At 72.1% G+C, this 25025-nt stretch carries 27 protein-coding genes; 7 read left to right on the top strand and 20 right to left on the bottom strand.

Features of this window, described 5'->3' with window-relative positions:
• Window positions 1-34: 34 nt before the first annotated feature.
• From yhjD to ABZ215_RS21115, 3 genes are all read right to left on the bottom strand, one after another.
• On the bottom strand, window positions 35-1039 hold the full coding sequence (yhjD, locus tag ABZ215_RS21125) for an inner membrane protein YhjD (protein ID WP_354950950.1): 1005 nt from the start codon (window positions 1037-1039) through the stop codon (window positions 35-37).
• A 65-nt stretch (window positions 1040-1104) separates the two neighbouring features.
• Window positions 1105-2133: a tryptophan--tRNA ligase gene (gene trpS, locus ABZ215_RS21120; RefSeq protein WP_354950948.1), complete on the bottom strand. Its 1029-nt coding sequence runs from the start codon at window positions 2131-2133 to the stop codon at window positions 1105-1107.
• A 13-nt stretch (window positions 2134-2146) separates the two neighbouring features.
• Window positions 2147-3043 carry a LysR family transcriptional regulator gene (locus ABZ215_RS21115; protein ID WP_020421783.1) on the bottom strand — a complete coding sequence of 299 codons (897 nt, stop codon included), beginning with the start codon at window positions 3041-3043 and terminating at the stop codon, window positions 2147-2149.
• A gap of 70 nt (window positions 3044-3113) precedes the next feature.
• Here ABZ215_RS21115 and ABZ215_RS21110 point away from each other — a divergent pair, with 70 nt between their 5' ends.
• Window positions 3114-4142, top strand: a complete 1029-nt coding sequence (locus tag ABZ215_RS21110; protein ID WP_020421782.1) for a TDT family transporter — start codon at window positions 3114-3116, stop codon at window positions 4140-4142.
• Here the strand turns inward: ABZ215_RS21110 and ABZ215_RS21105 are convergent.
• The 5 genes from ABZ215_RS21105 to ABZ215_RS21085 form a co-directional block, all read right to left on the bottom strand.
• Window positions 4121-4408 (bottom strand): hypothetical protein, encoded by a 288-nt coding sequence (locus ABZ215_RS21105; RefSeq protein ID WP_354950959.1) that lies wholly within the window; start codon window positions 4406-4408, stop codon window positions 4121-4123. The genes ABZ215_RS21110 and ABZ215_RS21105 overlap by 22 nt on opposite strands.
• 224 nt (window positions 4409-4632) lie before the next feature.
• The gene (locus tag ABZ215_RS21100) at window positions 4633-4992 is read right to left on the bottom strand and encodes a hypothetical protein (protein WP_354950946.1); all 360 of its coding nucleotides are present in this window, start codon (window positions 4990-4992) and stop codon (window positions 4633-4635) included.
• Window positions 4989-5468: a hypothetical protein gene (locus ABZ215_RS21095; RefSeq protein WP_020421779.1), complete on the bottom strand. Its 480-nt coding sequence runs from the start codon at window positions 5466-5468 to the stop codon at window positions 4989-4991. The genes ABZ215_RS21100 and ABZ215_RS21095 overlap by 4 nt, the downstream gene beginning before the upstream one ends.
• Before the next feature lie 36 nt (window positions 5469-5504).
• Entirely contained in the window at window positions 5505-5918 is a 414-nt protein-coding gene (locus ABZ215_RS21090; RefSeq protein WP_354950944.1) for a pyridoxamine 5'-phosphate oxidase family protein, read from the bottom strand.
• A 73-nt stretch (window positions 5919-5991) separates the two neighbouring features.
• Window positions 5992-6807 carry an exodeoxyribonuclease III gene (locus ABZ215_RS21085; RefSeq protein ID WP_027936414.1) on the bottom strand — a complete coding sequence of 272 codons (816 nt, stop codon included), beginning with the start codon at window positions 6805-6807 and terminating at the stop codon, window positions 5992-5994.
• A 38-nt stretch (window positions 6808-6845) separates the two neighbouring features.
• Between ABZ215_RS21085 and ABZ215_RS21080 the strand changes: the two genes are divergently transcribed.
• Window positions 6846-7583, top strand: coding sequence for an MBL fold metallo-hydrolase (locus ABZ215_RS21080; protein ID WP_354950942.1), 738 nt, complete (start codon window positions 6846-6848; stop codon window positions 7581-7583).
• 2 nt (window positions 7584-7585) lie between these two features.
• Here the strand turns inward: ABZ215_RS21080 and ABZ215_RS21075 are convergent, their stop codons facing one another.
• The 3 genes from ABZ215_RS21075 to ABZ215_RS21065 form a co-directional block, all read right to left on the bottom strand.
• Entirely contained in the window at window positions 7586-7903 is a 318-nt protein-coding gene (locus tag ABZ215_RS21075) for an SH3 domain-containing protein (protein WP_020421775.1), read from the bottom strand.
• A gap of 97 nt (window positions 7904-8000) precedes the next feature.
• Complete coding sequence (locus ABZ215_RS21070; RefSeq protein WP_354950940.1) at window positions 8001-8657, bottom strand: hypothetical protein; 657 nt, start codon at window positions 8655-8657, stop codon at window positions 8001-8003.
• Window positions 8658-8740: 83 nt separating this feature from the next.
• Window positions 8741-9964, bottom strand: a complete 1224-nt coding sequence (locus tag ABZ215_RS21065) for an NADP-dependent isocitrate dehydrogenase (RefSeq protein WP_020421773.1) — start codon at window positions 9962-9964, stop codon at window positions 8741-8743.
• Between the two features lie 261 nt (window positions 9965-10225).
• Between ABZ215_RS21065 and ABZ215_RS21060 the strand changes: the two genes are divergently transcribed.
• On the top strand, window positions 10226-10798 hold the full coding sequence (locus ABZ215_RS21060) for an HhH-GPD-type base excision DNA repair protein (protein ID WP_354950938.1): 573 nt from the start codon (window positions 10226-10228) through the stop codon (window positions 10796-10798).
• Here ABZ215_RS21060 and ABZ215_RS21055 read toward each other — a convergent pair whose 3' ends face one another.
• Window positions 10799-11059, bottom strand: coding sequence for a Prokaryotic metallothionein (locus ABZ215_RS21055; protein ID WP_354950936.1), 261 nt, complete (start codon window positions 11057-11059; stop codon window positions 10799-10801).
• Between the two features lie 137 nt (window positions 11060-11196).
• Between ABZ215_RS21055 and ABZ215_RS21050 the strand changes: the two genes are divergently transcribed.
• Both ABZ215_RS21050 and ABZ215_RS21045 read left to right on the top strand, forming a co-directional pair.
• Complete coding sequence (locus tag ABZ215_RS21050; protein WP_020421769.1) at window positions 11197-11397, top strand: DUF1918 domain-containing protein; 201 nt, start codon at window positions 11197-11199, stop codon at window positions 11395-11397.
• Between the two features lie 167 nt (window positions 11398-11564).
• Window positions 11565-12743, top strand: coding sequence for an MFS transporter (locus tag ABZ215_RS21045; protein WP_354950934.1), 1179 nt, complete (start codon window positions 11565-11567; stop codon window positions 12741-12743).
• Between the two features lies 1 nt (window position 12744).
• On the opposite strand, the gene ABZ215_RS21040 is transcribed toward ABZ215_RS21045, so the two are convergent.
• Window positions 12745-13041: a DUF3017 domain-containing protein gene (locus ABZ215_RS21040; protein ID WP_354950932.1), complete on the bottom strand. Its 297-nt coding sequence runs from the start codon at window positions 13039-13041 to the stop codon at window positions 12745-12747.
• The gene (locus ABZ215_RS21035; RefSeq protein WP_354950930.1) at window positions 13022-13888 is read right to left on the bottom strand and encodes a bifunctional methylenetetrahydrofolate dehydrogenase/methenyltetrahydrofolate cyclohydrolase; all 867 of its coding nucleotides are present in this window, start codon (window positions 13886-13888) and stop codon (window positions 13022-13024) included. Before ABZ215_RS21035 ends, ABZ215_RS21040 begins: the two co-directional genes overlap by 20 nt.
• Window positions 13889-14050: 162 nt before the next feature.
• On the opposite strand from ABZ215_RS21035, the gene ABZ215_RS21030 reads away from it, so the two are divergent.
• On the top strand, window positions 14051-17518 hold the full coding sequence (locus ABZ215_RS21030) for a glycohydrolase toxin TNT-related protein (RefSeq protein ID WP_354950928.1): 3468 nt from the start codon (window positions 14051-14053) through the stop codon (window positions 17516-17518).
• Between the two features lie 25 nt (window positions 17519-17543).
• On the opposite strand, the gene ABZ215_RS21025 is transcribed toward ABZ215_RS21030, so the two are convergent.
• Together ABZ215_RS21025 and ABZ215_RS21020 are read right to left on the bottom strand one after the other, a co-directional pair.
• Window positions 17544-18128 carry a pentapeptide repeat-containing protein gene (locus ABZ215_RS21025; protein WP_354950926.1) on the bottom strand — a complete coding sequence of 195 codons (585 nt, stop codon included), beginning with the start codon at window positions 18126-18128 and terminating at the stop codon, window positions 17544-17546.
• Window positions 18129-18140: 12 nt separating this feature from the next.
• Window positions 18141-18587 (bottom strand): cupin domain-containing protein, encoded by a 447-nt coding sequence (locus ABZ215_RS21020; RefSeq protein WP_354950924.1) that lies wholly within the window; start codon window positions 18585-18587, stop codon window positions 18141-18143.
• A gap of 70 nt (window positions 18588-18657) precedes the next feature.
• On the opposite strand from ABZ215_RS21020, the gene ABZ215_RS21015 reads away from it, so the two are divergent.
• Window positions 18658-19482, top strand: a complete 825-nt coding sequence (locus tag ABZ215_RS21015) for a LysR family transcriptional regulator (protein ID WP_354950923.1) — start codon at window positions 18658-18660, stop codon at window positions 19480-19482.
• On the opposite strand, the gene ABZ215_RS21010 is transcribed toward ABZ215_RS21015, so the two are convergent.
• From ABZ215_RS21010 to ABZ215_RS20995, 4 genes are read right to left on the bottom strand one after another with little or no spacing between them, the layout of a single operon-like run.
• Window positions 19466-19933, bottom strand: coding sequence for an NUDIX hydrolase (locus tag ABZ215_RS21010; protein ID WP_237339212.1), 468 nt, complete (start codon window positions 19931-19933; stop codon window positions 19466-19468). The two genes, ABZ215_RS21015 and ABZ215_RS21010, sit on opposite strands and share 17 nt — an antisense overlap.
• A complete protein-coding gene (locus tag ABZ215_RS21005; protein WP_237339211.1) occupies window positions 19930-23256 on the bottom strand; it encodes an error-prone DNA polymerase in 3327 nt (1108 codons plus the stop codon). The genes ABZ215_RS21010 and ABZ215_RS21005 overlap by 4 nt, the downstream gene beginning before the upstream one ends.
• Window positions 23256-23387: a hypothetical protein gene (locus ABZ215_RS21000; RefSeq protein ID WP_020420077.1), complete on the bottom strand. Its 132-nt coding sequence runs from the start codon at window positions 23385-23387 to the stop codon at window positions 23256-23258. Before ABZ215_RS21000 ends, ABZ215_RS21005 begins: the two co-directional genes overlap by 1 nt.
• On the bottom strand, window positions 23387-24949 hold the full coding sequence (locus tag ABZ215_RS20995) for a DNA polymerase Y family protein (protein WP_354950957.1): 1563 nt from the start codon (window positions 24947-24949) through the stop codon (window positions 23387-23389). The genes ABZ215_RS21000 and ABZ215_RS20995 overlap by 1 nt, the downstream gene beginning before the upstream one ends.
• Window positions 24950-25025: the final 76 nt, after the last annotated feature.

Genomic DNA, 25025 nt, shown 5'->3' with positions numbered 1-25025 from the left:
GACCGGCCGGCGCTGTTGTGCGGGAGCCGCGCTGCTACCGCCGGCGCCGGCCGAGCCAGGCCAGCATCGCGCCGGCGCTGAACGCTCCTGCCACGGCGCCCGCGCCGGGGCCGCGCCGCACCTCCACCGTCGGGCGGATGACCGCCGGTGGCGGGGGCTCGACCGTCGTCACGAGGTTCTCCCGCGCGGTCGCCGTCCAGGCCGTCACGAACAGCAGGAACCGGGACACCAGGTTGGCGAACACCAGCAGACCGATGATCGGCCCGAACAGGGCCCCGCTCGGCGAACTGGTCACGCTCGCCAGGTAGATCGAACCGACCTGCTTCAGCACCTCGAAACCCACCGAGGCGATCGCGGCGCCCTTGATCGCGCTGCGCGCCGACACCTTCTCCCGCGGCAGCCGCGACAGCACCCACAGGAACACCAGCATGTTCGCCAGCAGCGACAACAGGATCGTCGCCAGGCGGAGGATGAACACCGCCCACCCCTGGTCGTCCAGGCCGACCCACCGCAGGATCAGGTTGCCGACCCCGGCGCCGATCGCGGTCAGGCCGAACGACACCACCAGCGCCAGCCCGAGCCCGGCCAACGCGAGCAGGTCCTTGATCGTCGTCGAGACGATCGGTCGGCTCTTCTTCTCCTGCCCCCACTGGGCGGTCAGCGCGTCCCGCAGGTTGCTCATCCAGCCGATGCCCGAGTACAGGGCCAGCAGCAGACCGAACACCCCCGTGCCGCCGCGCGACTTCAACGCCGTGTCCACGATGTTCGCGACGAAGTCCCCGATGCCCGCCGGCGTCGACGACACGATCCCGTCACGCAGCTCGTTCAGGGCGGCCTCGTTGTTCGCCAGCACGAACCCGGCGATCGAGAACCCGACCATGAGCAGCGGGAACAACGACAGCACGCTGAAATACGTGATCGCCGCCGCGTAGTGGTTGCCGTAGCGCTCGCCGAACGCGTCGTTGGCCCGCACCAGGTGATCGAGCCACGGGTACTTCCGGCGCAGCCGCGGGACCAGCTTCTCCTTCTCTTCCGCCACGGGAAAACGCTAACGACCCCGCCCCGACCTCGCAATTCGGGGCCGGGGCGAGTCCACTGTGGACGTCAGGACGCGGGCGGCAGGAATCCGACGCTGTCGAACACCCGGGCCAGCGTCCGCGACGACACCTCGCGCGCCTTCTCCGCGCCGCGGGCCAGGACCTTGTCCAGTTCGGCCACATCGTCCAGATAGGACTGCACGCGCTCCTGGATCGGGGTGACCCACTCGACCAGGACCTCGGCCAGGTCCTTCTTCAGGTCGCCGTACCCCTTGCCCTCGTAGGCCGCCTCCAGGTCCGCGATCGTGCGGTCGGTCAGCGCCGAGTAGATCGACAGCAGGTTCGACACGCCCGCCTTGTTCTCCCGGTCGAACTTGACCTCGCGGCCGGTGTCGGTGACCGCCGAGCGGATCTTCTTAGCCGAGCGCTTCGGGTCCTCCAGCAGCTCGATGATGCCGTTCGGCGAGGACGCCGACTTGCTCATCTTCACCGCCGGGTCCTGCAGGTCGTAGATCTTCGCCGTGCCCTGCACGATGTGCGGCTCCGGCACGGTGAACGTCTTGCCGAAGCGCTGGTTGAACCGCTGCGCCAGGTTGCGGGTCAGCTCCAGGTGCTGGCGCTGGTCCTCGCCCACCGGCACCGCGTCCGCCTGGTAGATCAGGATGTCCGCGGCCATCAGCACCGGGTAGGTGAACAGGCCGACGCTCGCGTGGTCGGTGCCCTGCTTGGCGGCCTTGTCCTTGAACTGCGTCATCCGGCTGGCCTCGCCGAACCCGGTCAGGCACTCCAGCACCCAGGACAGCTGCGCGTGCTCGGGCACCTGGCTCTGCACGAACAACGCGCTGCGCTCCGGGTCCACACCCAGCGCGAGCAGCTGCGCGGCCGAGACGCGGGTGCGCTGCCGCAGCACCTTCGGGTCCTGCTCGACCGTGATCGCGTGCAGGTCGACGACCATGTAGAAGGTCTCGTGCGTGTCCTGCATGCGCACCCACTGCCGGAGGGCGCCGAGGTAGTTGCCGAGGTGGAACGAGTCGGCGGTCGGCTGGATCCCGGAGAGCACGCGCGGGCGGGCGGTGGTTTCTGGCGCTTCGGACACGACCCTGATTGTCTCAGGCCCCGCGGACGGCGATCGCAGCGAGGTCCGCCGCCGGGCCGCGCAGCCGCGACCCGGCGCGCCAGACCAGCCGGAGCTCGCGGTGCAGGTCGAGTCCGCCGACGTCGACGGCGACCAGCGTGCCCGCAGTGATTTCCGCGGCGACCGTGTGCGCGCCCAGCACGGCCGGGCCGATGCCCTCCATGACCGCCGACTTGATCGCCGTCGTCGACGAAAGTTCCAGCAGCGGCTCGGCCAGCTCCGCGGGCGCCAGCGCGACTTCCAGCGCGCGGCGGGTGCCGGAGCCGCGTTCCCGGCTGATCAGCGGCGTCGCGGCCAGCTCGTCCGCCCGCGTCGGCCGCCGTCGCCGGGCCCACGGGTGGCCGGGAGCGACGACGAGCCGGAGTTCGTCGACGGCCACCGTCTCGGCCTCGAGTCCCGCCGGCAGGTCCGGCCCTTCGACGAACCCGAGGTCGACCTCGCGGGCCAGCACCTGCGCGGCGACCTCCCCCGAATTGCCCGAGGTGAGCGCCACCGCGGTGCCCGGGTCGAGGCGGCGCAGCGCGGCGAGCCACCGGGGCAGCAGGTACTCGGCGACGGTCAGGCTGGCCGCCACGCGCAGGTGCTCGTCACGGCGGGCGCGCAGCGCGGCGATCCCGGCTTCCAGGTCGGTGGCGGCCTCCACGACCGGCCGGGCCCAGTCGGCGACCAGCGCGCCGGAGTCGGTGAGCCGGGAGCCGCGCGGCGACCGGTCGACGAGCGCGACGCCGATCTGCGCCTCCAGCTGGCGGATCCGGGCGCTGGCCGCGGGCTGCGAGATCCCGTGGGCACGCGCGGCCGCGCCGATGCTGCCGAGCTGCGCGACGGACAGCAGCAGCTCGAAGCCGGCGAGGTCGGTGACACGCAGGGGCATAGACACAGGTTATGAGCTCATCGGCCGGTGATCCCTACCGGATGCGGCGTGGTGGACCGAACGTGGAGGCATGCTCGAACGCGCGCCGCGCCTGTCCCGCCCCGGCACCACCCCGAACTGGTTCGCTTCCGTGATGGGCAGCGGCATCGTCGCGACCGCCCTCCCGGCGCCGCTGTCGGTGCTGCGGCCGGTGGTCACGGTCGTGTGGGCGCTGGCCGCGGTGTGGCTGGTGGTGCTGGTCTGGCAGCTGGTCGCGGACCGGCGGCGGCAGCACCGGCACCTGCGCGACCCGGTGCTGGTGCACTTCTGGGGCGCGCCGCCGATGGCGCTGCTGACGATCGGAGCGGGCGCGGTGGCCCTGGGCCGGGACTGGATCGGCACCGGCCCGGCGCTGGTGGCCGGCGCGGTGCTGTGGACCGCGGGCACGGCGCTGGGGCTGGTGACCGCGGTGGGCGTGCCGTACCGGATGATCACCGGCCGCATCCCGGCCGCGGAACCGTTCGCGGGCTGGCTGATGCCGGTCGTGCCGCCGATGGTCTCGGCGGCCACCGGCGCCGCGCTCGTGCCGCACCTGCCGGCCGGGCAGCCGCGGCTGGCGCTGCTGCTGGCGTGCTACGCGATGTTCGGGATCAGCCTGTTCGCCACGGTCGTGCTGCTGCCGCAGATCTGGCACCGGCTGGTGACCGCGGGGACGGAGGCCGCCCGGGTGCCCGCGCTGTGGATCGTGCTGGGGCCGCTGGGCCAGTCGATCACCGCGGCGAACCTGCTGGGCGCTGCCGCACCGGGGGTGCTGCCGTTCGGGGCCGCGGCGGAGGCGTTCGGGTTGTTCTACGGCCTCGCCGCGTGGGGGTTCGCGATGCTGTGGCTGGCGATCGCGGCGGCGGTCACGTTGCGGACCGTGCGCGCCGGGATGCCGTTCTCACTCACCTGGTGGAGCTTCACGTTCCCCGTCGGCACCTGCGTCACCGGCACGAGCGCGCTGGCCGCGGTGACCGGTTCGGCGTTGTTCGGCGGGGCCGCGGTGGCGCTCTACGTTTTGCTCGTGGGCGCCTGGGTAACCGTCGTACTGCGGACGGGTCAGACCTGGGGACGCCGGTAGGGGGTCAGAGCCGGGCGCGTGGGCTCTTCGGAGGTCTCGACGACGACGGGGACGACGGCCTCCGCCTGGGCCTTGCGGCGCTGGCGCACGATGCCCAGTGCCATGCCGATGATGCCGAGCAGGACCGCGGCGAGGCCGACGGGGCCGAGCAGGCCGAACGAGACGCCGGTCGGTTCGGCCTGGGTGGCCGGCGACGCCGCGGCGACGCCGGTGGTGGTCGCGGTCGCGAAGACCGCCAGGACCAGGCCGGCCCGCAGTACGTGCACTGTTCGGTTGCGCACCGGTGTGCCTCCTGAGACGAGACTGCCGTTCCAAGGTGTGCGTCACCCTAATGGGCGACGGTTACCAGCGTGAAAACTACCGACCGTGTCAAGGCCGATCGTTTTTGATCACGTGCGGGGCAGAGAGTAGCGCCCAACGGAGTGCCGGGGACACGGGGGCCACACCCGAACCAGCACCAAGCACGACGTGCCAGCTCAGACGGCTCGCGCTAGTCGGTCTGCTTCGGGTGCCCGACGCCCGCGTGCTGAACCCAGACCGTCCGCCGCGGCTCGTCGAGGAGGTACCAGACCCGGGCCGCGCCGGTCACCTCCAACTGCCACCGCGGGAGGCTGCGCCCCTGGTGCGTCCCGTGCGCGAGTCCGCCCTTGAGCTGGTGGTGGCGGCTGGTCGGCTTCCCGGGGCCCGGACCGGGGTCCGTCCGCATGGTCTCCCAGGCCTTCCGCAGGTTCCCCCGGGCCGCCGCTTCGAGTTCGTGCCGGCCCTTGACGGCTTCCGTGGTGCTGAACCGGATATCCCACTCGCCGCCGACGGCAGGCGGAGCGACCGGGTCACCACGCTTGGGGCTCACGCGTCCGCTGCCCCCGGAGCTGGGACCGGGCCGAAGTCGTCTCCGTCCCGCTGCAGCACGGCGAGCAGCTCGGGATCGGCGTAGACCTCCGCCGTGTGCCGCCACGAGGTGATGACCTGAGCCACGGGAGCCGGATTGCGCAAGGCCTCCGCACCTTCGAGCGCGTCGACGAGTTCGACGACGAAGGCCTGCACGTCCTCGCGCGGCAGGAAGCGCACCCACGGGAAGGCGTCTGGCACGACCTCGGTGACCAGGGACCGGATCTGGTCGTCGTGCTTCATCAGCGCCAGGAACAGCCGGGTGGTGGCGGACGCGGCTTCGTCCGCCTGCTCGGCCCGGCTCGACGTGGTCAGGACGAGGTCTTCCTCGTCCGCCGCGCGGCGGTGCACCCGCAGCGTCCGGGCACGCCGCAGTTTGCTCAAGGTGTCCTTGGGCTTGTTGAGCAGGTCGGAGAGGTTGACCTCCGGTGCGGTCATAGTTTCAAACTACTTGCGAACTACTGCGACGGCGAGTCAGGACTTGCTCTGGTCGTTGCTCAGCCACTTCTCCGGGCGCACGCGGACCAGCAGCGACTTCTCCCCAAGCGCGCCGTCCACGTATGCGCGCGCGTCGGGCTCCGGGAGGTACCTGGCGGTGATCGCGAGGGCCTCCTCGGGCGTCGGCGGGGCGTCGTTGGCCACGACGGGTCCCTCGATCGTCACGTACTTGTACGGCCAGTTCTCGGTCTGCACGGTCAGGCTGAGCCGGCCCGCCTTGCGCGCCAGCTTCTCCTTCACCGTCCCGCGTTCCATCCACAGCAGGACGTCGCCGCCGGGCCGGTAGTCGTACCAGATCGGCACGGCCAGCGGCGCCCGTCCGTCCCGCTCGACGGCCAGCACGCCGATGTGCACGGCGGCCAGGAAATCCTCACGCTCGGAAGCGGTCATCACGAATGACACGAGCTGCCCCCAATCAGTCGGTGTGCCAGGGACAACACCCGTGCTCATCCGGACATTCCGGCTATTCCGGGGAAAAGTCGAACGTCGCCGTCACCGGGGCGTGGTCGGACCAGCGCAGCTCGTAGCTCGGCGCCCGCTCCACCACCACCGACGTGCACTTCTCGGCCAGGCCGGGCGTCGTGACCAGGTAGTCGATGCGCCAGCCCGCGTCGTTGTCGAAGGCCTTGCCGCGGTAGGACCACCACGTGTACGGGCCGGGCCCCTCCGGGTCGAGCTTGCGCTGCACGTCCACGTACCCGGCCTCGCCGAACACGCGGCTCATCCAGGCCCGCTCCTCGGGCAGGAAGCCGGAGTTCTTCTGGTTGCCCTTCCAGTTCTTCAGGTCGATCTCGGCGTGCGCGATGTTCCAGTCACCGCCGACGACGACCTCGCAGCCCGCCGCCTCGGCCTTGCCGCGCAGCTCGACCAGGTACGGCAGGAACGCGGCCATGAAGCGCTCCTTCTCGTCCTGCCGCGGCGTCCCCACGTCGCCGCTCGGCAGGTACAGGCTGGCCACGACCACACCGGGCAGGTGCACTTCGAGGTAGCGCCCGCTGTCCTCGAACTCGGCCTCACCGAAGCCGACGCGCACCTCCGACGGCTCGGCCCGGCTGTAGACGGAGACGCCGTTGCGGCCCTTCACGGCGGACGGCGCGTGGTGCGCGTGCCACCCCGCCGGCGCGACGACGTCCTTGGGGAGCTGCCCGGCCTCGGCGCGCACCTCCTGGCAGAGGATCACGTCGGACCCGCTGGCGGCGAGCCACTCGACGAACCCCTTCTTGGCGGCGGCGCGCATGCCGTTGACGTTGACTGTGGAGACGGTGAACACGCCCAGCACGCTACCGGCCGCCCCCGACGTTCCCGGACACTGCTGCCATGAGCGAGCTCATCGTCCTCGGCAGCTGCGGCGCGTGGCCGGAGCCGGGCCGCGCGTGCGCCGGCTTCCTCCTCACGCACGAGGACTTCCGCGTCGTACTGGATCTGGGCTACGGCACCGTCGGCGCCCTGCTGGAGCACTGCCCGCGCGGCGAGGTCGACGCCGTGATCGTCACCCACCGCCACCCGGACCACTGCGTGGACCTCAGCGCACTGGCCCGCGTGCGGCACTACGAGGCCCCGGACGCGCCGAAGATCCCCCTCTACTGCGAGCCGGGTGTGCTCGACGTCCTGCGCGCCCTGGAGCCCCGGCCGGACCCCGCGACCGTGTTCGAGGTGCACGACCTCGGCCGTCCGGCGCGGGTCGGGCCGTTCTCCCTGACCCCGTTCCCGCTGCCGCACCACGTGCCGGACTACGGCGTGCGCCTCGCGGCGCCCGGCCTCACCGTCGCCTACACCGGCGACTGCGGGCCGACGGAGGCCCTGCGCGAACTGGCGCGCGACACCGACCTCTTCATCGCCGACGCGACACTGCAGGAAGAACCCCCGCCGGGCAGCCCGCGCGGCGTCATGACCGCCACGGAGGCGGCGACCTGGGCGGCTGCCGCGGGCGCGCGCCGGTTGCTGTTGACCCACTTCTGGCCGGGCAGCGATCGGGCGATCTCCGCGGCGCAGGCGAGCACGGTGTTCGGCGGCGAGGTGATCGTCGCCGAGGAGGGGCTCGTCGTGGCGCTCTGACGTCAGCAGTTCCCGCTGACCGGCTGCAGGTACTCCGTCTTCGCCCACTTGTTCTCGGCGATCTTGCGGAACCCGTTCTGGACCTCGGCCTGGGCGTCGGTCTCGGCGTTCTGGTTGAACTTGCCCACGATGTCCGCACCGGTGTCCGGCGCCGCCCGCACGTTGAGCACGTCCGCGGTGACGGTCACGCGGCAGCCGCCGGAGCCGCCACCGGTGGCGCCTTCCGAGACCTGCTTGTCGCTGCCCATCACGTAGATCAGCCCGACGCCGGCCAGGATCGCGACGATGATCAGTGCCCGCTTGGGGATGCCCAGGAACACGGGTGCTCCTCACCAGCTGAAAGTGCGCGTTCCGGGTAAGGGTAGCCACACTTCAGCACCCCCGACAGGCCCGCGCGGGCGAACCACCCGAGAGGCGTCACGACGCGGGCACGCTCGGTGACGAAACGGTCTGCCAGACGCTGTCATGGCGCACCACGTGAGTGCCGGCGCGGGCCAGGAGGGCGACGACGACCGGATCCCGGTACGGATCGAACGGGCGCTGCGCCTGCCACAGGTGACCGGACAGGGCCTTCGCCAGCTGTTCGGCCGCCCCGGTCCCGCGGACGGTCAGGACGGTGAGCGAGACGATCCGGTCGCCCGGGACGCGGCAGACCACGTCCAGGCGACTGCGCGCGGCGCCGGTCAGCCGCAACGCGCCGAGCACGAGCCCGCACAGCAGCTGCGCGAGCATCTCCAGCAGCGCGAACGGCACGAGCACGAGCCAGACCAGGAGCTGCAGGCCGGCCACGACCGCCTCCAGCGCCTGCCCGGCGAGCCCCACGACCAGCAGCAGCGGCGCGAGGTAGAGCCACTCCCAGCCGCGGATCTCCCGGTCCTTCGCCTTGCGCTGCTCCCGGCGCTCCTGGCGCCACTCCGACGGGGTGCGCCGCGGATCGGTCCGCACGGCGCGGTAGCGGTCGTACTCGCCGGACGCGATGTTCATCGGCTGGATCACGCGCTTCCACGGCGCGAAGCGGCGCGTCAGCGTCCAGACGTGGTTGTCGGGGTGGATCACCTGCACCCGCGCAGTCATACCGGAGACCGCGGGCGGACGAAGAAGAGGCCCGGTCACCGTGCGGTGACCGGGCCTCTCGCTGTGGCCGGAAAAACGCGGACTCAGCCCTGGGCGATCTTCGCCGCCAGGTTCTCGTCCAGGGTCGCCAGGAACTCCTCCGTCGTCTGGAACGGCTGGTCCTTGCCGACGAGAAGCGCCAGGTCCTTGGTCATCTTGCCGCTCTCGACGGTCTCGATGACGACCTGCTCCAGCTTGTTGGCGAAGCCGACCAGCTCGGAGTTGCCGTCCAGCTTGCCGCGGTGCTCGAGACCCCGGGTCCACGCGAAGATCGACGCGATCGGGTTCGTCGAGGTCGGCTTGCCCTGCTGGTGCTGGCGGTAGTGCCGGGTGACCGTGCCGTGCGCGGCCTCGGCCTCCACGGTCTTGCCGTCCGGCGTGCGCAGCACCGAGGTCATCAGGCCCAGCGAGCCGAAGCCCTGCGCCACGGTGTCGGACTGCACGTCACCGTCGTAGTTCTTGCACGCCCAGACGTAGCCGCCCTCCCACTTCAGCGAGGCGGCGACCATGTCGTCGATCAGGCGGTGCTCGTAGGTCAGGCCCTTGGCGTCGAAGTCGGCCTTGAACTCGGCCTCGAAGATCTCCTGGAAGGTGTCCTTGAACATGCCGTCGTAGGCCTTCAGGATGGTGTTCTTCGTCGACATGTAGACCGGCATGCCGCGGTCCAGGCCGTACTGCAGCGAGGCGCGCGCGAAGTCCTCGATCGACTTCCGGTAGTTGTACATGCCCATCGCGACGCCGCCACCCTCCGGGTAACGGGCGACCTCGAACTCGATCGGCTCGGAGCCGTCCTCTGGCACGTACGTCATGGTCACCGTGCCGGGTCCGGGAACCTTGAAGTCGGTGGCCTTGTACTGGTCACCGTGCGCGTGGCGGCCGATGATGATCGGCTTCGTCCAGCCCGGGACCAGCCGCGGGATGTTCTGGATGATGATCGGCTCACGGAAGACGACACCGCCGAGGATGTTGCGGATGGTCCCGTTCGGGCTCCGCCACATCTTCTTCAGGCCGAACTCCTCGACCCGGGCCTCATCCGGCGTGATGGTGGCGCACTTGACGCCGACGCCGTGCTTCTTGATGGCGTTCGCGGAGTCGACGGTGATCTGGTCGTCGGTCCGGTCGCGCTCTTCGATACCCAGGTCGTAGTACTCGAGGTTGATGTCGAGGTACGGGTGGATCAGCTTGTCCTTGATGAACTTCCAGATGATGCGAGTCATCTCGTCGCCGTCGAGTTCTACGACGGTGCCCTCGACCTTGATCTTGGCCATGAGCCGCGGTGCTCCTCTCGCGGATCTGCGCGGATCTGCGCGCGTTCGTGCAGCACATCTAATGCGGTACAAGCGTACTGCTATTGGGTGGCGGACACCTCAATTGGTGACGTACCTCAGTCTCGCAAAGGCCCGAAGTGGCAGAAGTCACGCCCCTCCGTGGAGCGGTGGAGCTGCGGTCGGTGCTGCTGGAGCGCTGCGCGGAGGCGCTGATCAGGTCGGGAAGTGCGCGCTGACGGGCACGAGTGCGACCATGGGCCCATGCCGAAGAAGCTCCGTCTCACCGGTGACGCCGACGCGGACAAGCTCCTCTCCGAGGACCCGTTCGCCCTCCTCACCGGGATGCTCCTGGATCAGCAGATCGCGATGGAGACCGCGTTCATCGGGCCCAAGAAGATCGCCGACCGCATGGACGGCTTCGACGTGCGCAAGATCGCCGAGTCCGACCTCGACGAGTTCGTCGAGCTGTGCGTGACCCCGCCTGCGATCCACCGCTACGGCGGCTCGATGGCGCGCCGCGTGCACGCGCTCGCCAACCACATCGTCGAGCACTACGACGGCAAGACCGACCAGATCTGGAAGCAGGGCAAGCCGGACGGCAAGGAGGTTCTGCGCCGCCTCAAGGAGCTGCCCGGCTACGGCGACCAGAAGGCGCGGATCTTCCTCGCCCTGCTCGGCAAGCAGCGCGGGGTCCAGCCCGAGGGCTGGCGGGAGGCCGCGGGCGCGTACGGCGAGGACGGCTCGCGCCGCTCCATCGCCGACGTCGTCAGCCCGGAAACGCTCGCCGAGGTCCGCGCCTTCAAGAAAGCCGCCAAGGCCGCAGCGAAGAACTGATCAGCCGGGGTGGGCGCCGACCGTGTCGCGGATTTCGGCGCCCAGTCCCGAACCGCTCTCCCGCGCGCAGTGCGCGCAGCAGAAGAACCGGCCCTCGACCTCGACGCCGTGCCCGAGGATCCGGCACCCGCAGTGCTCGCACGACGGCGCGATCTTCTGCGCCGCGCATTCGATGCTGTCGAACGTGTAGGTGTCCCCGCTGACCGTCCGGACCTCGAAGGACATCCAGTAGTCGTTTCCGCAGACCACACAGCTAGCCATCGCCAGAACTCCTTTTCCGCATCGGGATGAATCGAAGCCTGCTCGCCTTCCGGAAACCGGGCAACTTGATCAATTCCCGGTCCAGTGACAATTGCCCCGCGCCCGATTTACCCTGGTTTCGCGGGAGGTGGTCGGTGATGCACGCAGCCGTAGGAGACCGGATCCTGGTCCACGGTCGCACCGTCGGGGCGGCCGAGCAGCGCGGTGAGATCGTCGAAGTCCGCGGGGAGAACGGCGGGCCGCCTTACCTCGTGCGCTTCGCGGACGGCCACGAAGGCCTGATCTTCCCCGGCTCGGACTGCGAGGTCAGTCACGACAAGCAGGAGCACAACGCCTGACCGGGCCACGCACGTGGTCATGGTCACCCGGCCGGCGGGATGACATCGGGCTCCCGCCTGGTTGACACTGGTCGAGGGACAGCTCGTGCCGCCATGGACGGCGATGGGCTGTCCTTATTCATGCCCGTTGACTGTATCGATGCAGACGTTCCCTCGAAAGGAGAACCGTGCCCATCGCGCTGCTCGCGCTCGCCGTCGGTGCCTTCGGTATCGGCACCACGGAATTCGTCATGATGGGTGTCCTTCCGCAGACGGCCGCGACGTTCGGGGTGGACATCCCGACCGCCGGTCACCTCATCTCCGCCTACGCTCTCGGTGTCGTCGTCGGCGCGCCGCTGCTGACGGCGGTCGCCGTCCGGCTGCCGCGCAAGACGATGCTGCTGGCGATGATGGCGCTGTTCACGGCGGGCAACCTGCTCTTCGCCGTCGCGCCGAACCAGGAGTTCGGCGTGGTCTTCCGGTTCCTCGCCGGACTGCCGCACGGCGCGTTCTTCGGCGCAGGCGCGGTCGTGGCGTCGAGCCTCGTCAAGCCCGGCGACCGCGCGAAGGCCGTGTCGCTGATGTTCCTCGGCCTGACCCTGGCCAACGTCGTCGGCGTGCCGCTGGGCACGCTGCTCGGCCAGCAGGTCGGCTGGCGCGCCACGTTCGCCGTGGTCGCGGTGATCGGGCTGGTCGCCGTGCTGGCGATCGCGAAGCTCGTGCCGCACCAGGGCCGCCCCGAATCCCCGTCCCTGCGCGGTGAGCTGGGCGCGTTCCGCCGCCCGCAGGTGTGGCTGGCCCTGGCGATCGTGACCTTCGGGCTGGGCGGCGTGTTCGCCTGCCTGTCCTACGTGACGCCGATGATGACCGATGTCGCAGGCTACGACCCGCAGGCGGTGACGCTGCTGCTCGCGCTGGCCGGTGTCGGGATGACGATCGGCAACCTGCTCGGCGGGCGGCTGGCCGACAAGGCGCTGATGCCGAGCCTGTACGTGGCGCTGCTCGCGCTGGCCGCGGTGCTCGCGGTCTTCACGGTCACCGCGCACAACAAGGTCGGCGCGGCGATCACGATCTTCCTGGTCGGCGTCGCCGGGTTCATGATCGGCCCGATGATGCAGACCCGCGTCATGGTCAAGGCCGGTGGCGCGCCGTCGATGGTGTCGGCCGCGGTGCAGTCCGCCTTCAACGTCGCCAACTCGATCGGCGCCTACCTCGGCGGCCTGGTGATCGCGGGCGGGCTCGGCCTGGTCTCGCCGAACTGGGTCGGCGCGGGACTGGCCGTCGTCGGCCTGACGATCGCCGTGGTGTCCGGCTCGCTGGACCGCCGCGAGGAGGCCACGCGCGCCCCGGCGATGGCCGAGGCCTGAGTCAGGTGCCGAACGGCCCGTCGGTGATCGTGAAGGCCAGGAAGAGGATGAGCACGCCGAGCCCGGCGTAGCTGAGGACGTCCACCGGGCGGCCGCGGATGGCCAGCAGGCCGGCCCGCACGCCCGGCAGGACGGCCCGCAGGATCGCCGCCACGAGCAGGGCGCCGCCGATGATCGCGGCGCCCTGCCGCCAGTGGTACTGCCAGATCCGCACGCCCGCGACCGCCACCAGCAGCATCACCAGCGCGAACGGGACCTGCTCCAGGACGGCCGCGCGGTTACGCCGTGGCGAGTGCACGCTCGGCCGCCTCGACGACGTTGGTGACCAGCATCGCCCTGGTCATCGGGCCGACCCCGCCCGGGTTGGGCGACAGCCACCCGGCGACCTCCGCGACCGCCGGGTCCACGTCGCCGGTGAGCTTGCCGTCGACGTGCGAGACGCCGACATCCAGGACCGCGGCGCCGGGCTTGACCATGTCCGGCTTGATCAGGTGCGGCACGCCGGCCGCGGCGATCACGATGTCGGCGCGCTTGACCTCGGCCGCCAGGTCCCTGGTGCCGGTGTGGCACAGGGTCACGGTGGCGTTCTCGCTGCGGCGGGTCAGCAGCAGCCCCATCGTGCGGCCCACGGTGACACCGCGGCCGACGACGGTGACGTTCGCGCCCGCGATGGGCACGTCGTGGCGCTTGAGCAGTTCGAGGATCCCGTACGGGGTGCAGGGCAGCGGGCCCGCCTCGTTGAGGACCAGCCTGCCGAGGCTGACCGGGGCCAGGCCGTCTGCGTCCTTCTCCGGCGCGATGCGCTCCAGGATCCGGCCGGCGTCGAGGTGCTTGGGCAGCGGCAGCTGGACGATGTAGCCGTGGCAGGCCGGGTCGTTGTTGAGCTCGTCGATGACGGCTTCGAGCTTGTCCTGGCTGATGTCGCCGGGCAGGTCGCGGCGGATGGAGTTGACACCGATCTTCGCGCTGTCCGCGTGCTTCATCCGCACGTACGAGTGCGAGCCGGGATCGTCGCCGACCAGGACGGTTCCCAGCCCGGGCGTCACGCCCCGCTCGGCCAGGGCGGCCACCCGCGGCTTGAGCTCTTCGAAGATGGCGTTCTTGGTCGCTTTGCCGTCGAGAACCGTCGCAGTCACGGCTCCCATTCTGGCAAAGGAATGAACGAGGCCTCACGCGAGGACGGCGGAGGACACTATGGGTAGTTCCGCTGAAACGCTTAGTACCTCGATTGATGTATCTGCACTGGTCATTGCCCCTATTGGTGCGGGTGGTGTGCAATCGGATCAGTGACCAGTCAAAATGGCCTGGTGGCGCAACCGACGACCCAGCTGAACGCGACCGAGCAGGACACCCTGGTCAAGCAGATCGGACTGGCCCTGCTGCGGGCCGCTCCGCGGGACTGGCGGCGGGTGACCGCGACCTACCGGGCGGTCGGCCGCTACCACGAACTGTCCGGTGAGGTGCTCCTCGAAGACGGGTCGGCCCAGGAGTGGATGGCCACCCACGACATCGCCACGCTGTTCGGCCGGTTGCGGGCCGGGATGTACCGCGAGGGCCGCGGCACCTGGTTCAACGCGCGTTACCAGCTCGACCACCCATCGAGCTACAACCTGGAGTACGACCGCGACGAGCCGCGGTGGGACCTGATGCCCCCGCCGCAGGCCTACGCCGACGAGCTGCGGATGTTCCCCCGCTCCGAGGACAACGTGCCGGAGTGGCTGATGCGCCGCATGGCCGGCCTCGCGCCCGAGCAGCCCGGTCCGCGCTTCCGGATCGCCCGGATCTTCGACGGCCACGAGCCGAACGGCCGCCCGGTGCTCAACCGCCCCGAGCTGGACGCCGACGAGCAGCAGCGGGTGCTCGAGTACCTGAACAACGCGCCGGTCGTGCGTGCCGAGCGCGGGTTCGACCTGGACCGGCTGGCGCAGCAGCCCGCCGCGACCGTGCCGGTGGCCTTCCACACCGACGGGGTGTGGATCTGGCCCGCGGCGGTCAACTACTACCTGCAGGAGTACGGCGTCGCGCCGGAGGCCGAGCTGGTCGCGCACATCGCCGCGGCCGGGCACGCGCTGCCGGAGGTGCCGGAGCAGACCGTGCAGGCCGCCGGGGCGTACCTGAACCGCGGTCCCGCGCAGCCGCCGCGGCGGGTGCCGGAGCAGGCCGCGCCGCCGCCCGCCGAGCCTGGTCCTGCTCCTGCTGTCGAGGCGGAGCCGGTCGAGCAGCCGACGACGCTGAGACCGGTGATCGACCCCGACGCCGGGCCGCCCACCATGCTGGTGCAGCCGCCGGTGAAGGACGCCGAGCCGGAGCCCGCCGAGGAGACCGGGGACGAAACCCGCAGCTGGGACGCGCGCGAGGCGTTCACGGACTCGCCGCACGGTGGCGAAGCTGCGCGTGGCGCCGAAGGTGCTGCGCGTGGTGCCGAAGGGGCTGCGGAAGGCCGGCCGTGGGAGCCGACCTGGGAGCCGCGGGACGGTTCGGCCGCCGACGAGGATCCCACGGAGGGCCGGGGCTGGGACGGCCGCGAGGCGTACGCCGCGCAGGAAAGCGCTGAGGCGCGCGGTGTGGCTGGTGCCGAGGGTCGCGGTGCCGGCCCGGAGGGTGCGGAGGCGCGTGGCCTCGGCGCCGAGGGCGCGGAAGCGCGTGGCTTCGGCCCGGAGGGGCGCGGCTTCGGCGGTCCGGAGGGACCGGAGGGGCGCGGCTTCGGCGGTCCGGAGGGACCGGAGGCGCGTGGCTTCGCCGGCCCGGAGGGGCCGGAAGGGCGTGGGCTCACCCCCGAGGCTCGCGGGCCGGAGCGCTTCGGCCAGGAAGCCCCGGAGGGCCGTGGGCTGCCGCAGGAACGCCCCGGACCGGAAGCGCGGGGGCAGGAACGGTTCGGCCAGGCCGGCCCCGAAGGCATCCCCGGCCAGGAGGGACTCGCCGGCCCTGGCTTCGGCCAGGAAGGTCCGGAAGGGCGGGGCAGCGGTCCCGAATCCCGCGCCTTCGGCCAGGAAGGCCGTGGCGCCGGGCCGGAACCCCGCGGCTTCGGCCAGGAGGCGCCCGAGGGCCGTGGCCAGCACGGTCTTGCCGGACCCGAGTCCCGCGGCTACGGCCAGGAAGCGCCCGAGGGGCGCGGCCAGCACGGCTTCGCAGGCCAGGAAGGGCCGGAATCGCGCGGCTACGGCCAAGTAGCGCCCGAGGGGCGCGGCCAGCACGGCTTCGCAGGCCAGGAAGGGCCGGAATCGCGCGCCTTCGGCCAGGAAGCGCCCGAGGGGCGCGGCCAGCACGGCTTCGCCGGCGCGGAGCGCTTCGGTCAGGAAGCTCCCGAGGGACGCGGCCCCCGCGGCCCGGAGCGCTTCGGCCCGGAGGGGCAAGCCCCCGGCCAGGTGCCCGCGGCGGGGCTGGACGCCCGCCGTTCCGAAGGCTTCGGGCAGGAGGCTCCGGAGGGCCGCGGCCAGCGCGGCTTCGCCGGTCCCGAAAGCCCCGAGGGCCGCGAGGGCCGCGCCTTCGTGGGCCACGAGGGTCCCGACCAGCGCGCCTCCACCAGCCCCGAAAGCCCTGACCAGCGCGGCTTCGCCGGGCACGAGGGCCCCGACCAACGCGGCTTCACCGGCCAGGAAAGCCCTGATCAGCGCGCCTTCACCAGCCACGAAGGCCCCGACCAGCGCGCCTTCACCAGCCCCGAAAGCCCCGACCAGCGCGGCTTCACCGGCCACGACGACCAGCAGGACACTCCCCCCGGCGCGGATGGCCGCTCCGTCGAGGGGCGTCCGGGCTTCGAGCGGGGCGGCGATCCGCGCGGTGGCTCCAGGGCGTTCGCGGGGCAGGCGCCGCGCGGGGGGCGGCCCTCGAGTGACGGTCCGCCGACCATGCTGGCCCGCCCGGTGTCCCCGCCGCCCGGCCCGGCCGAGCCGAAGCCGTCCGGTCCGGCCGAGCCGGCCCTGGACAACCTGCGCTCCAAGCTCGCCGACCTCGGGGTTCCGGACGGGGCCTACCGCATCGGCGAACCGGCCGAGCACGGCTGGAGCCTCGAGAAGGTCGACGACGGCTGGCGCGTCGGCTGGTACGACGAGGCCCTGACGAGCCCCGCGGTCTTCGGCGACGCCGACGACGCCGCCGCGTTCATGCTCGGCAAGCTGCTGCTCAACCCGGGCGGCCGCACCGCACCGCCGGCACGGCCGGAGATGGACGCCACCGAGGTGCCGCTCACCCCGGCCCAGGAACCGGCCGAGCCGCAGCGGCACGACCTCCCGCAGCGCGCCCTCACCGACCGCCTCGACGAACCGGACCCGGCCGGGCCGCCCACGGTGCTCGCCGCGCCCCCGGTCGCGCCGCCCCCGCCCGCCCCGCCGCGACGCGAACCGCCGCCGCGACGGGTCGAACCGGCCGCGCCCGCCCCCGCGGCGGCCACGGCCTCGGCGGCCTCCGGTGGCGGCAACCAGCAGTGGCCGATCCAGCCGCTGCCCGGCGAGCCGCCGCTGACGCTGTTCCGCGGCAAGGAGATGCGCGAACTGCCCGCGGGCAGCGAACTCGACCGCTTCGGCGGCCCGAACGGCAACCTGACCTACGCGGCCGGGACCCCGTTCGAGGAGCGCTCGCTGGTGCCGGAGTGGGTGACCCGCCCGTACCACGTGTACCGGGTGCAGCGGCCGATCGAGGCGCTCGCCGGCGTCGCGATCCCGTGGTTCAACCAGCCCGGCGGCGGCGCGGCGTACCTGCTACCCGCATCGATCGAGGACCTGCTCGCCTCGGGCGACCTGATCGAGCTCGACCCGGGCGAACCGCCGATCGACTGACGCCTGCCCGGCGCGCGGCCCGGGGTCAGCCGACCATCAGGCCGTGCGCCGCGGCGAAGGCGATCGCCGTCTCCAGGTCGACCCGCGCGCCGCGCAGTTTCGCCTGCACCAAGGCGTTCGCGTCGAGCTTGGCGCCACGCAGGTCGGCGCCGGTCAGGTCCGCGCCGCCCAACCGGGCGCCGCGGAAGTCGCTGTCCCGCAGGTCGGCCTCGGTCAGGTTCGCGTCCACGAAACTGGCCTCCCGGAACCGCAACCCGGACAGCGACCGGCGCCGCAGGTTCGCCCGGCTGAAGTTGGCCAGCGAGAAATCGCTGTCCCGCACGGACATCCCACGCAACCCACCGTCCACGAAGGACGATCCGAGCAACGAGCACGCGCTCCACGTGCTGTCCGCCAGCACCGTCCGGTCGAACACGCACGACCGGAACGCCGAGGCCTGGTGCCGGGACTCCCCCAGATCCGCGCCCGAGAAGTCGCACTCGTCGAACGTGCAGCCCTGCGTGACCAGCCGGCGCAGGTCGGCGCCGCTGAAATCGCACCGGCTGAACTGCCGCTTCTCCCACGTCGTCCCGGGCAGCACGGCGTCCCGGTAGTCCTCGGCGATCTCCATCCGGCGAGCTAATCACACCCGCCAGACCGGGCTGTCGACGTAGTGGTTGTCGTAGCGCTCCTGCGACTCCCGGATCTCCCGCGGGTCCGCCTCGCCGCGGTTGACCCGGTCCAGCAGCCGGTAGTAGTCGAACCGGTCCATCCCGGGCGTGAACGTGACGAGCACGTCCGCGGGAGACCCGGCCGCCGGCGCGAACGCGTGCGGCACCCGCGGCGGCACGGTGAGGAAGTCGCCCTCGCCGAGGGTGACCACCTCCTCGTCGAGCAGGACGTCCAGGCGGCCGCTCAGCACGAAGAAGACCTCGGCGGCCTTGGTGTGGAAGTGCGGCGGCGCGCCGGTGGCGCCGGGCTCGAACGTCGCGCGGTTGCTGGTCAGCGTGTCCGTGTCGGTGAGCAGCGTGATGCGGCTGCCCGGGGCGTCGGCGAGGACTTCGGCTTCGGTGGCGCGGATCAGGTTCATGCCTCCACTCTCGCCGTCTCGAGCGCGGCGACCAACGACAAAACCAGGCTCGATCGATAACCTGGGTGTTATGGATGTGGAGCGGCGGGACATCGAGATCTTCCTGGTGCTCGCCGAGGAACTGCACTTCGGCCGCACGGCCGAGCTGCTGCGCGTCTCGCAGGCGCGGGTCAGCCAGACGATCCGCACGCTGGAACGGCGCATCGGCGCGCGCCTGTTCGACCGGACGAGCCGCCGGGTCGCCCTGACCGCCATCGGGCAGCGGCTGCGGGACGAGGTCGCGCCGGCCCACCGGCAGATCCAGGAGGCGTTCGAGCGAGCCAGGGCCGCCGGGCGCGAGCGGAACACCGTGCTGCGCCTGGGTTTCGCGGCGCCCGCGGTGGCCGACCTCATCGCGGACCGACTGGAAACCGTTCGCACACAAGGGTTCCGCGTCCACGTCAAGGAAGCCGCGTTCGACGATCCCCTGCGGTCACTGCGCGACGGCGAGGTCGACGCCCTGGTCACACTGCTGCCGGAACCCGGAGTGGTGGTGCACACCGAGCCGCTGGTGCTGGCGGTGGCGGCGAAACACCCGTTCGCCCGCCGGAAATCCGTGTCGCTGGAGGACCTCGCCCGCGACACCGTGCTCCGCGCCCTCTGGCCGCCACGGCTGCCGTGGACCACGCCCGCGGGCCGTCCCATCGAACTCGGGCCCGCGCCCGGGACGATCCAGGAACTGTTCCTCGCTGTGGAAGCCGGTGAGGGCATCAGCCCGCTCGCCGAGCACGCGACGCGTTACTTCGCGCGCCCGAACCTGGCGTTCGTGCCGTTCTCGGACGCGCCGCCGGTGGAGTGGAGCCTGGTGTGGCGGGAGGAGACCGCCGCGGTCCGTGCCCTCAGCGCAACCCGGTGACGCGCCGGGCGATCTCGGCGTCCAGCACGCCCTGGTCGCGCAGCAGGGGCGTGCGGGGGTTCCACCACGCGATCGCGGACACCTCGTCCTCCTGCGGGGTCACCGCGGGCTCGGTCGCGAACCCCGTCCGGTAGACCGCGGCGTACTCGCGGCGCACCGGATCGCTCAGCACGAACCGGGCCACCGCGGCGAACCGCAGGCCGCTCACCACGATCCCGGTCTCCTCGGCCAATTCCCGGACCGCGGCGTGGTGCGACGTCTCCCCCGGTTCGATCATCCCGCCGGGCAGCTCCCACTGCCCGCGCCGCCGGTCGAACACCAGCAGCACGCGGTCGTCCACCTCGACGACCACCAGCGCGAGCGGCATCGGCACCGCGGGATCCGTCGAGACCCCGAACCGCACGCTGACCAGGGTGTTCCCGCGCGCGTCGGTGATCGGCAGGCCGTTCACCGGAAGTCCCGCGACTTCGACGGCACCCGCATCGACAGGTGCTGCAACCGGTCCGCGCGCACGCTCACCACCCCGTCCGCCCGTTCGATCACCCCGCGGATCAGCATCGCCGCGCTGCCCCGCGCCACCCGGTGGTACCGGCGCCACAACCCGGCGCTGCACACGACGTTGACCATCCCCGTCTCGTCCTCGATGTTCAGGAACGTGACCCCGCCTGCGGTCGCCGGGCGCTGGCGGTGCGTCACCGCTCCGCCGATCAGTACCCGGGCGCCGTCTTCGACGTCCATCAGTTTTCCGGCGGGCACCACGCCCAGCGCGTCCAGCCGCTCGCGGATGAACTCCGTCGGGAAGCTGTCCGGCGACAGCCCGGTCGCCCACACGTCGGCCACCGCCTCGTCGATGTGGTCCATGCCGGGCAGCGTCGGCGCGTGCGCCCCGGCCAGCGTGACCGGCAGCTTCTCCGGCCGTTCCTGCGCCACCGCCCCGGCCGCCCACAACGCGCGCCGCCGGTCGCCGCCGATCTCGCCGAACCGGCCGAACGCCCCCGCCGTGGCCAGCGCCTCGATCTGCGGCGTGGTCAGCCGCACGCGCCGCGCCAGGTCGGCCATGTCGGCGAACGCCCCGCCCCGCTGCCGTTCCGCGACGATCTCCTCGGCGAGCTTCTGCCCGATCATCCGCACTGTGGCCAGCCCGATCCGCACCGCCAACCCGGAATCCCCGGGTTCGAGCGTCGCGTGCGGCAGGCTCGCGTTGATGTCCGGGCCGTGCACCGTGATGCCGTGCCGGCGGGCGTCGGCGACCAGCGACTGCGGCGAGTAGAACCCCATCGGCTGGGCCCGCAGCAGCGCCGCGCAGAACGCCGCCGGGTGGTAGCGCTTGAAGTAGGCGCTGGCGAACACCAGGTAGGCGAAGCTCAGCGCGTGGCTCTCCGGGAAGCCGAAGTTGGCGAACGCCATCAGCTTGTGGAAGATCCGCGCGATCAGCTCGTCGTCGAGGCCGTTGCGCCGGGCGCCCTCGTAGAACCGTTCCCGCAGCCGCTCCATCTTCCGCGTGGACCGCTTCGAGCCCATCGCGTGCCGCAGCTCGTCGGCCTCGGCGGCGGTGAAGTTCGCGACGTCCAGGGCGATCTGCATCATCTGCTCCTGGAACAGCGGCACCCCCAAGGTCTTGTCCAGCGCGTTGGACAGCAACGGGTGGTCGTGCCGCCACTTCTCCTTCTTCGTGGCGCGCCGGATGTAGGGGTGCACCGAGCCGCCCTGGATCGGGCCGGGCCGGATGAGTGCGACCTCGATCGCCAGGTCGTAGAACGTCTTCGGCTTCAGCCGCGGCAGGGTCGCCATCTGCGCCCGGCTCTCCACCTGGAACACGCCGATCGCGTCCGCGCGCTGCAGCATCCGGTAGACCTCCTGGTCCTCCAGGTCCAGGTTCGCGAGGTCGACCTCGACGCCCTCGAACTCGCGCACCAGGTCGAGCATGTAGTGCACCGCGGAGAGCATGCCGAGGCCGAGCAGGTCGAACTTGACCAGGCCGACGGAGGCGCAGTCGTCCTTCTCCCACTGCAGCACGCTGCGGTCGGCCATGCGCGCCCACTCGATCGGGCACACCTCGCTCACCGGCCGGTTGCAGATCACCATGCCGCCGGAGTGGATGCCCAGGTGACGCGGGAAGTCCTCCAGCGCGGCGGCCACCTGCAGCACCGGCAGCGGGATGTCGTGATCGGTGTCGTCCTTGGTGTCGTGCAGCGGGCCCCAGCGGTCGATCTGCTTGCTCCACGCGTCCTGCTGGCCGGGCGAGTACCCGAAAGCCCTTGCCGCGTCCCGGATCGCGGACTTGGCGCGGTAGGTGATCACGTTCGCCACCTGCGCGGTGCACAGTCGCCCGTACTTGCGGTAGACGTACTGGATCACCTCCTCGCGGCGGTCGGACTCGATGTCCAGGTCGATGTCCGGGTAGCCGTCCCGGTCCGGCGCGAGGAAGCGCTCGAACAGCAGTTTCCAGCGCACCGAGTCGACCTTGGTGATGCCGAGCGCGTAGCAGACCGCGGAGTTCGCCGCCGAGCCGCGGCCCTGGCACAGGATGTTGTTGCGGCGGCAGAACTCGACGATGTCCCAGACGATGAGGAAGTAGCCGGGGAAGCCCAGCTGCTCGATGATCCGCAGCTCGTGCTCGATCTGGTCCAGCGCCTCCGGCCGGTCGCGGTAGCGGTGCGCGGCGCCGCGGTAGACCTCCTCGCGCAGGAAGGACGCTTCGGTGTAGCCGGCGGGGACGTCGTAGGGCGGCAGTTCGGGCGCGACCAGTTTCAGGTCGAAGGCGCACTCCAGCCCGAGCAGCGCGGCCCGCTGCACCGCGCCGGGGTAGCGGGCGAACCGCTGCGCCATCTCCTCGCCGGACCGCAGGAACGACATGCCGGACGCGGGCAGCCAGCCCGCCATGTCGTCGAGGCCGCGGCGGGCGCGGATCGCGGCCATCGCGCCGGCGAGCCGTCCCCGGTCCGGGGTGGCGTAGTGGGCGGCGGTGGTGGCGACGGTCGGCAGGCCCTGCTCGGCGGCCAGCGCGGCGAGGACGTCGTTGTGCACCCCGTCCTCGGGGTAGCCGTGGTCGGTCAGCTCGACGTACACGCTCTCGAACCTCTCGCGGAGCCGCCGCAGCTCCTGCCCCGCCGCCTCCGGGCCGCCGCGGGCCAGCGCTTTCCGGACCGCGCCCTTGCGGCAGCCGGTGAGCACCACGACCTTGCCCGCGACCTCGCTCGCGACGGCGTCCAGGTCGTACACCGGGCGGCCCTTCTCGGCCCGGTCCGCCGACGCGGCGTGGTCGTGCCCGGCGAGCTGACCCGCGGTGATCGCCCGGCACAGGGCGGCGTAACCGTCCTGCTGCTTGGCGAGCAGGAGCAGGTGCTCGCCCTCCGGGTCGGCGACGCCGTTCTGCGGGCCGGACAGGCCGAAGCTCAGCTCGGTGCCGAACACCGTGCGCACGCCCAGGTCGCGCGCCGCGTCGGCGAACCGCACCACGCCGTACATGCCGTCGTGGTCGGTGAGCGCGATCGCGTCGAGCCCCAGCCGCGCCGCCTCCTCGACCAGCTCCTCGGGGTGGCTCGCGCCGTCCAGGAAGCTGAAGTTGGAGTGGCAGTGCAGCTCGGCGTAGGGCACCCGGCGCCGCCCGCCCGCGTGGTCGTCCCCGCGCGGGGCCTCGACGGTGCTCGGCCGGACGTAGCCCTCCCGTTTCCGGCTCCAGGCGGGGCTGTCCCCGCCGTCGGCCGTCGCCGGTTTGCCCGCCAGCCTGCGCTCCAGCTCCTCCCAGGGGACGGGCGGGTTGTTGAAGCCCATCAGTCCACCGGGCGGCGCGGCACCGGGATCGGCAGCAGCATCTGCTCGTCCTCGACCGGGTCGAGCGACTCGACCACCTTGCGCGGCAGGGCCAGCCAGTGCTGCAGGTCCCGGAAGTACTCGTCGTCCATCAGTCGTACACTCCCTCCACTGTCCAATGCGGACTCGATCCGCCCACTCTCGTCAGCAGGACCGCCGTTTCCGGTTCCCCGGCCAGCACGGCCTGCACCCGGGTGCGCACCCCGTCGCCACCCGGCGTCCACCAGTGCGCGTCGACCAGCCACGGGCCTGCCCAGTCCAGGACCTCCCGCGGCGGGCCGTCGCCCACCGAAACCCGGTGCGGTGGCGCGGAAAGCTCCCGCCGCCGCGTGATGTGCACCTCCGCGCCCGAGGCGTCGAGGACGCGCGCGGGCAGCGGCTGCGCGTAGACCGTGGCCGGGGACGGCGCGGGCAGCCGGCCCGGCCACGGCACGTCCGGCGGGCTCTGCGGGGTCCGCGGGTCGCCCCACGGCACCAGCCGGACGCGCTCGGCCGGGCCGCGGCCGCCGTCGAGCACCGCGGTGAAGACGCTGTCCGGGCCGAGCAGGCCCTGCACCCGCACCAGCGCGCGGCCGGCCCGCTCGGTGGTCTCGTCGGACAGGCCGCGCAGGCCCTCCTGCCACAGCCCCAGCTGCAGCGAGTGCCCCTCGACGGTCTCCTCGGGCGCCAGCCGCAGCCGCTCCACCCCGGCGCTGGGCCGTTCGCCGGGCGCGGCGCGCAGCCAGCCTTCGAACTGCCAGCGCACGCGGTCCGCGATGCCCTGCGGCGTCAGCGGTTCCGCGCACCGCCACACGCGGCTCAGTTCCTCGCCGTTCTCGGTGGTGGCGTAGATGCCGAGGCGCGTGCAGGCCAGGCCGTGCCGGGCCAGGCCGCCGTGGAACCGCTCGGCGAGGGTGCGGGCCATGAACGCCGCGGCGTCGACGCGGTCCAGCGGCGGGTCGAAGGCCTTGGTGACGGTGAGCTCGGGCGGCGGCCGTCGCCGGTGCGGTGGCCGCTCGTCGAGGCCGCGCGCCAGCCGGTGCGCGATCATGCCGGCGCGGCCGAACCGCGCGGCGACGTCCCGTTCGGCGAGGTCGGCGAACGCGCCGAGCGTGCGCAAACCCAGGCGGCGCAACAGGTCCACCAGCTCGGCGCGGCCGGCGGCCGGCTGGTCCAGCTCGTCGACCGGCAGGGGCGCGAGGAAGTCGGCGGCCCGGTCGCGGTCGACGATGCGGGACCGGTGGGCGGCCAGCGTCGCGGCGAACAAGCCGTCGGCGATGCCGATCTGGCACTCCACCTGGTGGGAGACGTGCTCGACGAGCAGTTCCGCGAGGCGCAGCTCGCCGCCGAAGTAGCCGGACGCGCCGTCGGCGGGCACCGCGACCAGGCCGGGGCGGACCACCTCGACGCCGACGACCAGCTCCTCGACGGCGGCCGCGACCGGCTCGAAGAAGCGGGCGTCGCGGTCCTCGTCCGGGCCGAAGACCTGGAGTTCGGGACAGCGGGACTGCGCGTCCCGGCGGCGCATGCCGCGCCGGATGCCCGCCGCCCTGGCGACGGCGGTGCACGCGACGACGCGGTTGGCGTGGAACACCGCGGCAGGCAGGTGCAGGGGCGTGCCGTCGGCCAGACACGCGGCGACGGCGGGCCAGTCCGGGCACCAGAGGACCAGCATGCGCGGCGGTTTGTCTACTGTGGACATGCCGCGCTCCTCGCGCCGGTGCGGTACCCCGGCCGTGCCAGGACACCCC

The sequence above is a fragment of the Amycolatopsis sp. NPDC006131 genome (genome assembly GCF_040614175.1).
Classification (GTDB): Bacteria; Actinomycetota; Actinomycetes; order Mycobacteriales; family Pseudonocardiaceae; genus Amycolatopsis_E; species Amycolatopsis_E tucumanensis.
Note: the sequence above shows the minus strand (reverse complement) of the source record. Positions and strands in the feature narration are given on the sequence as shown.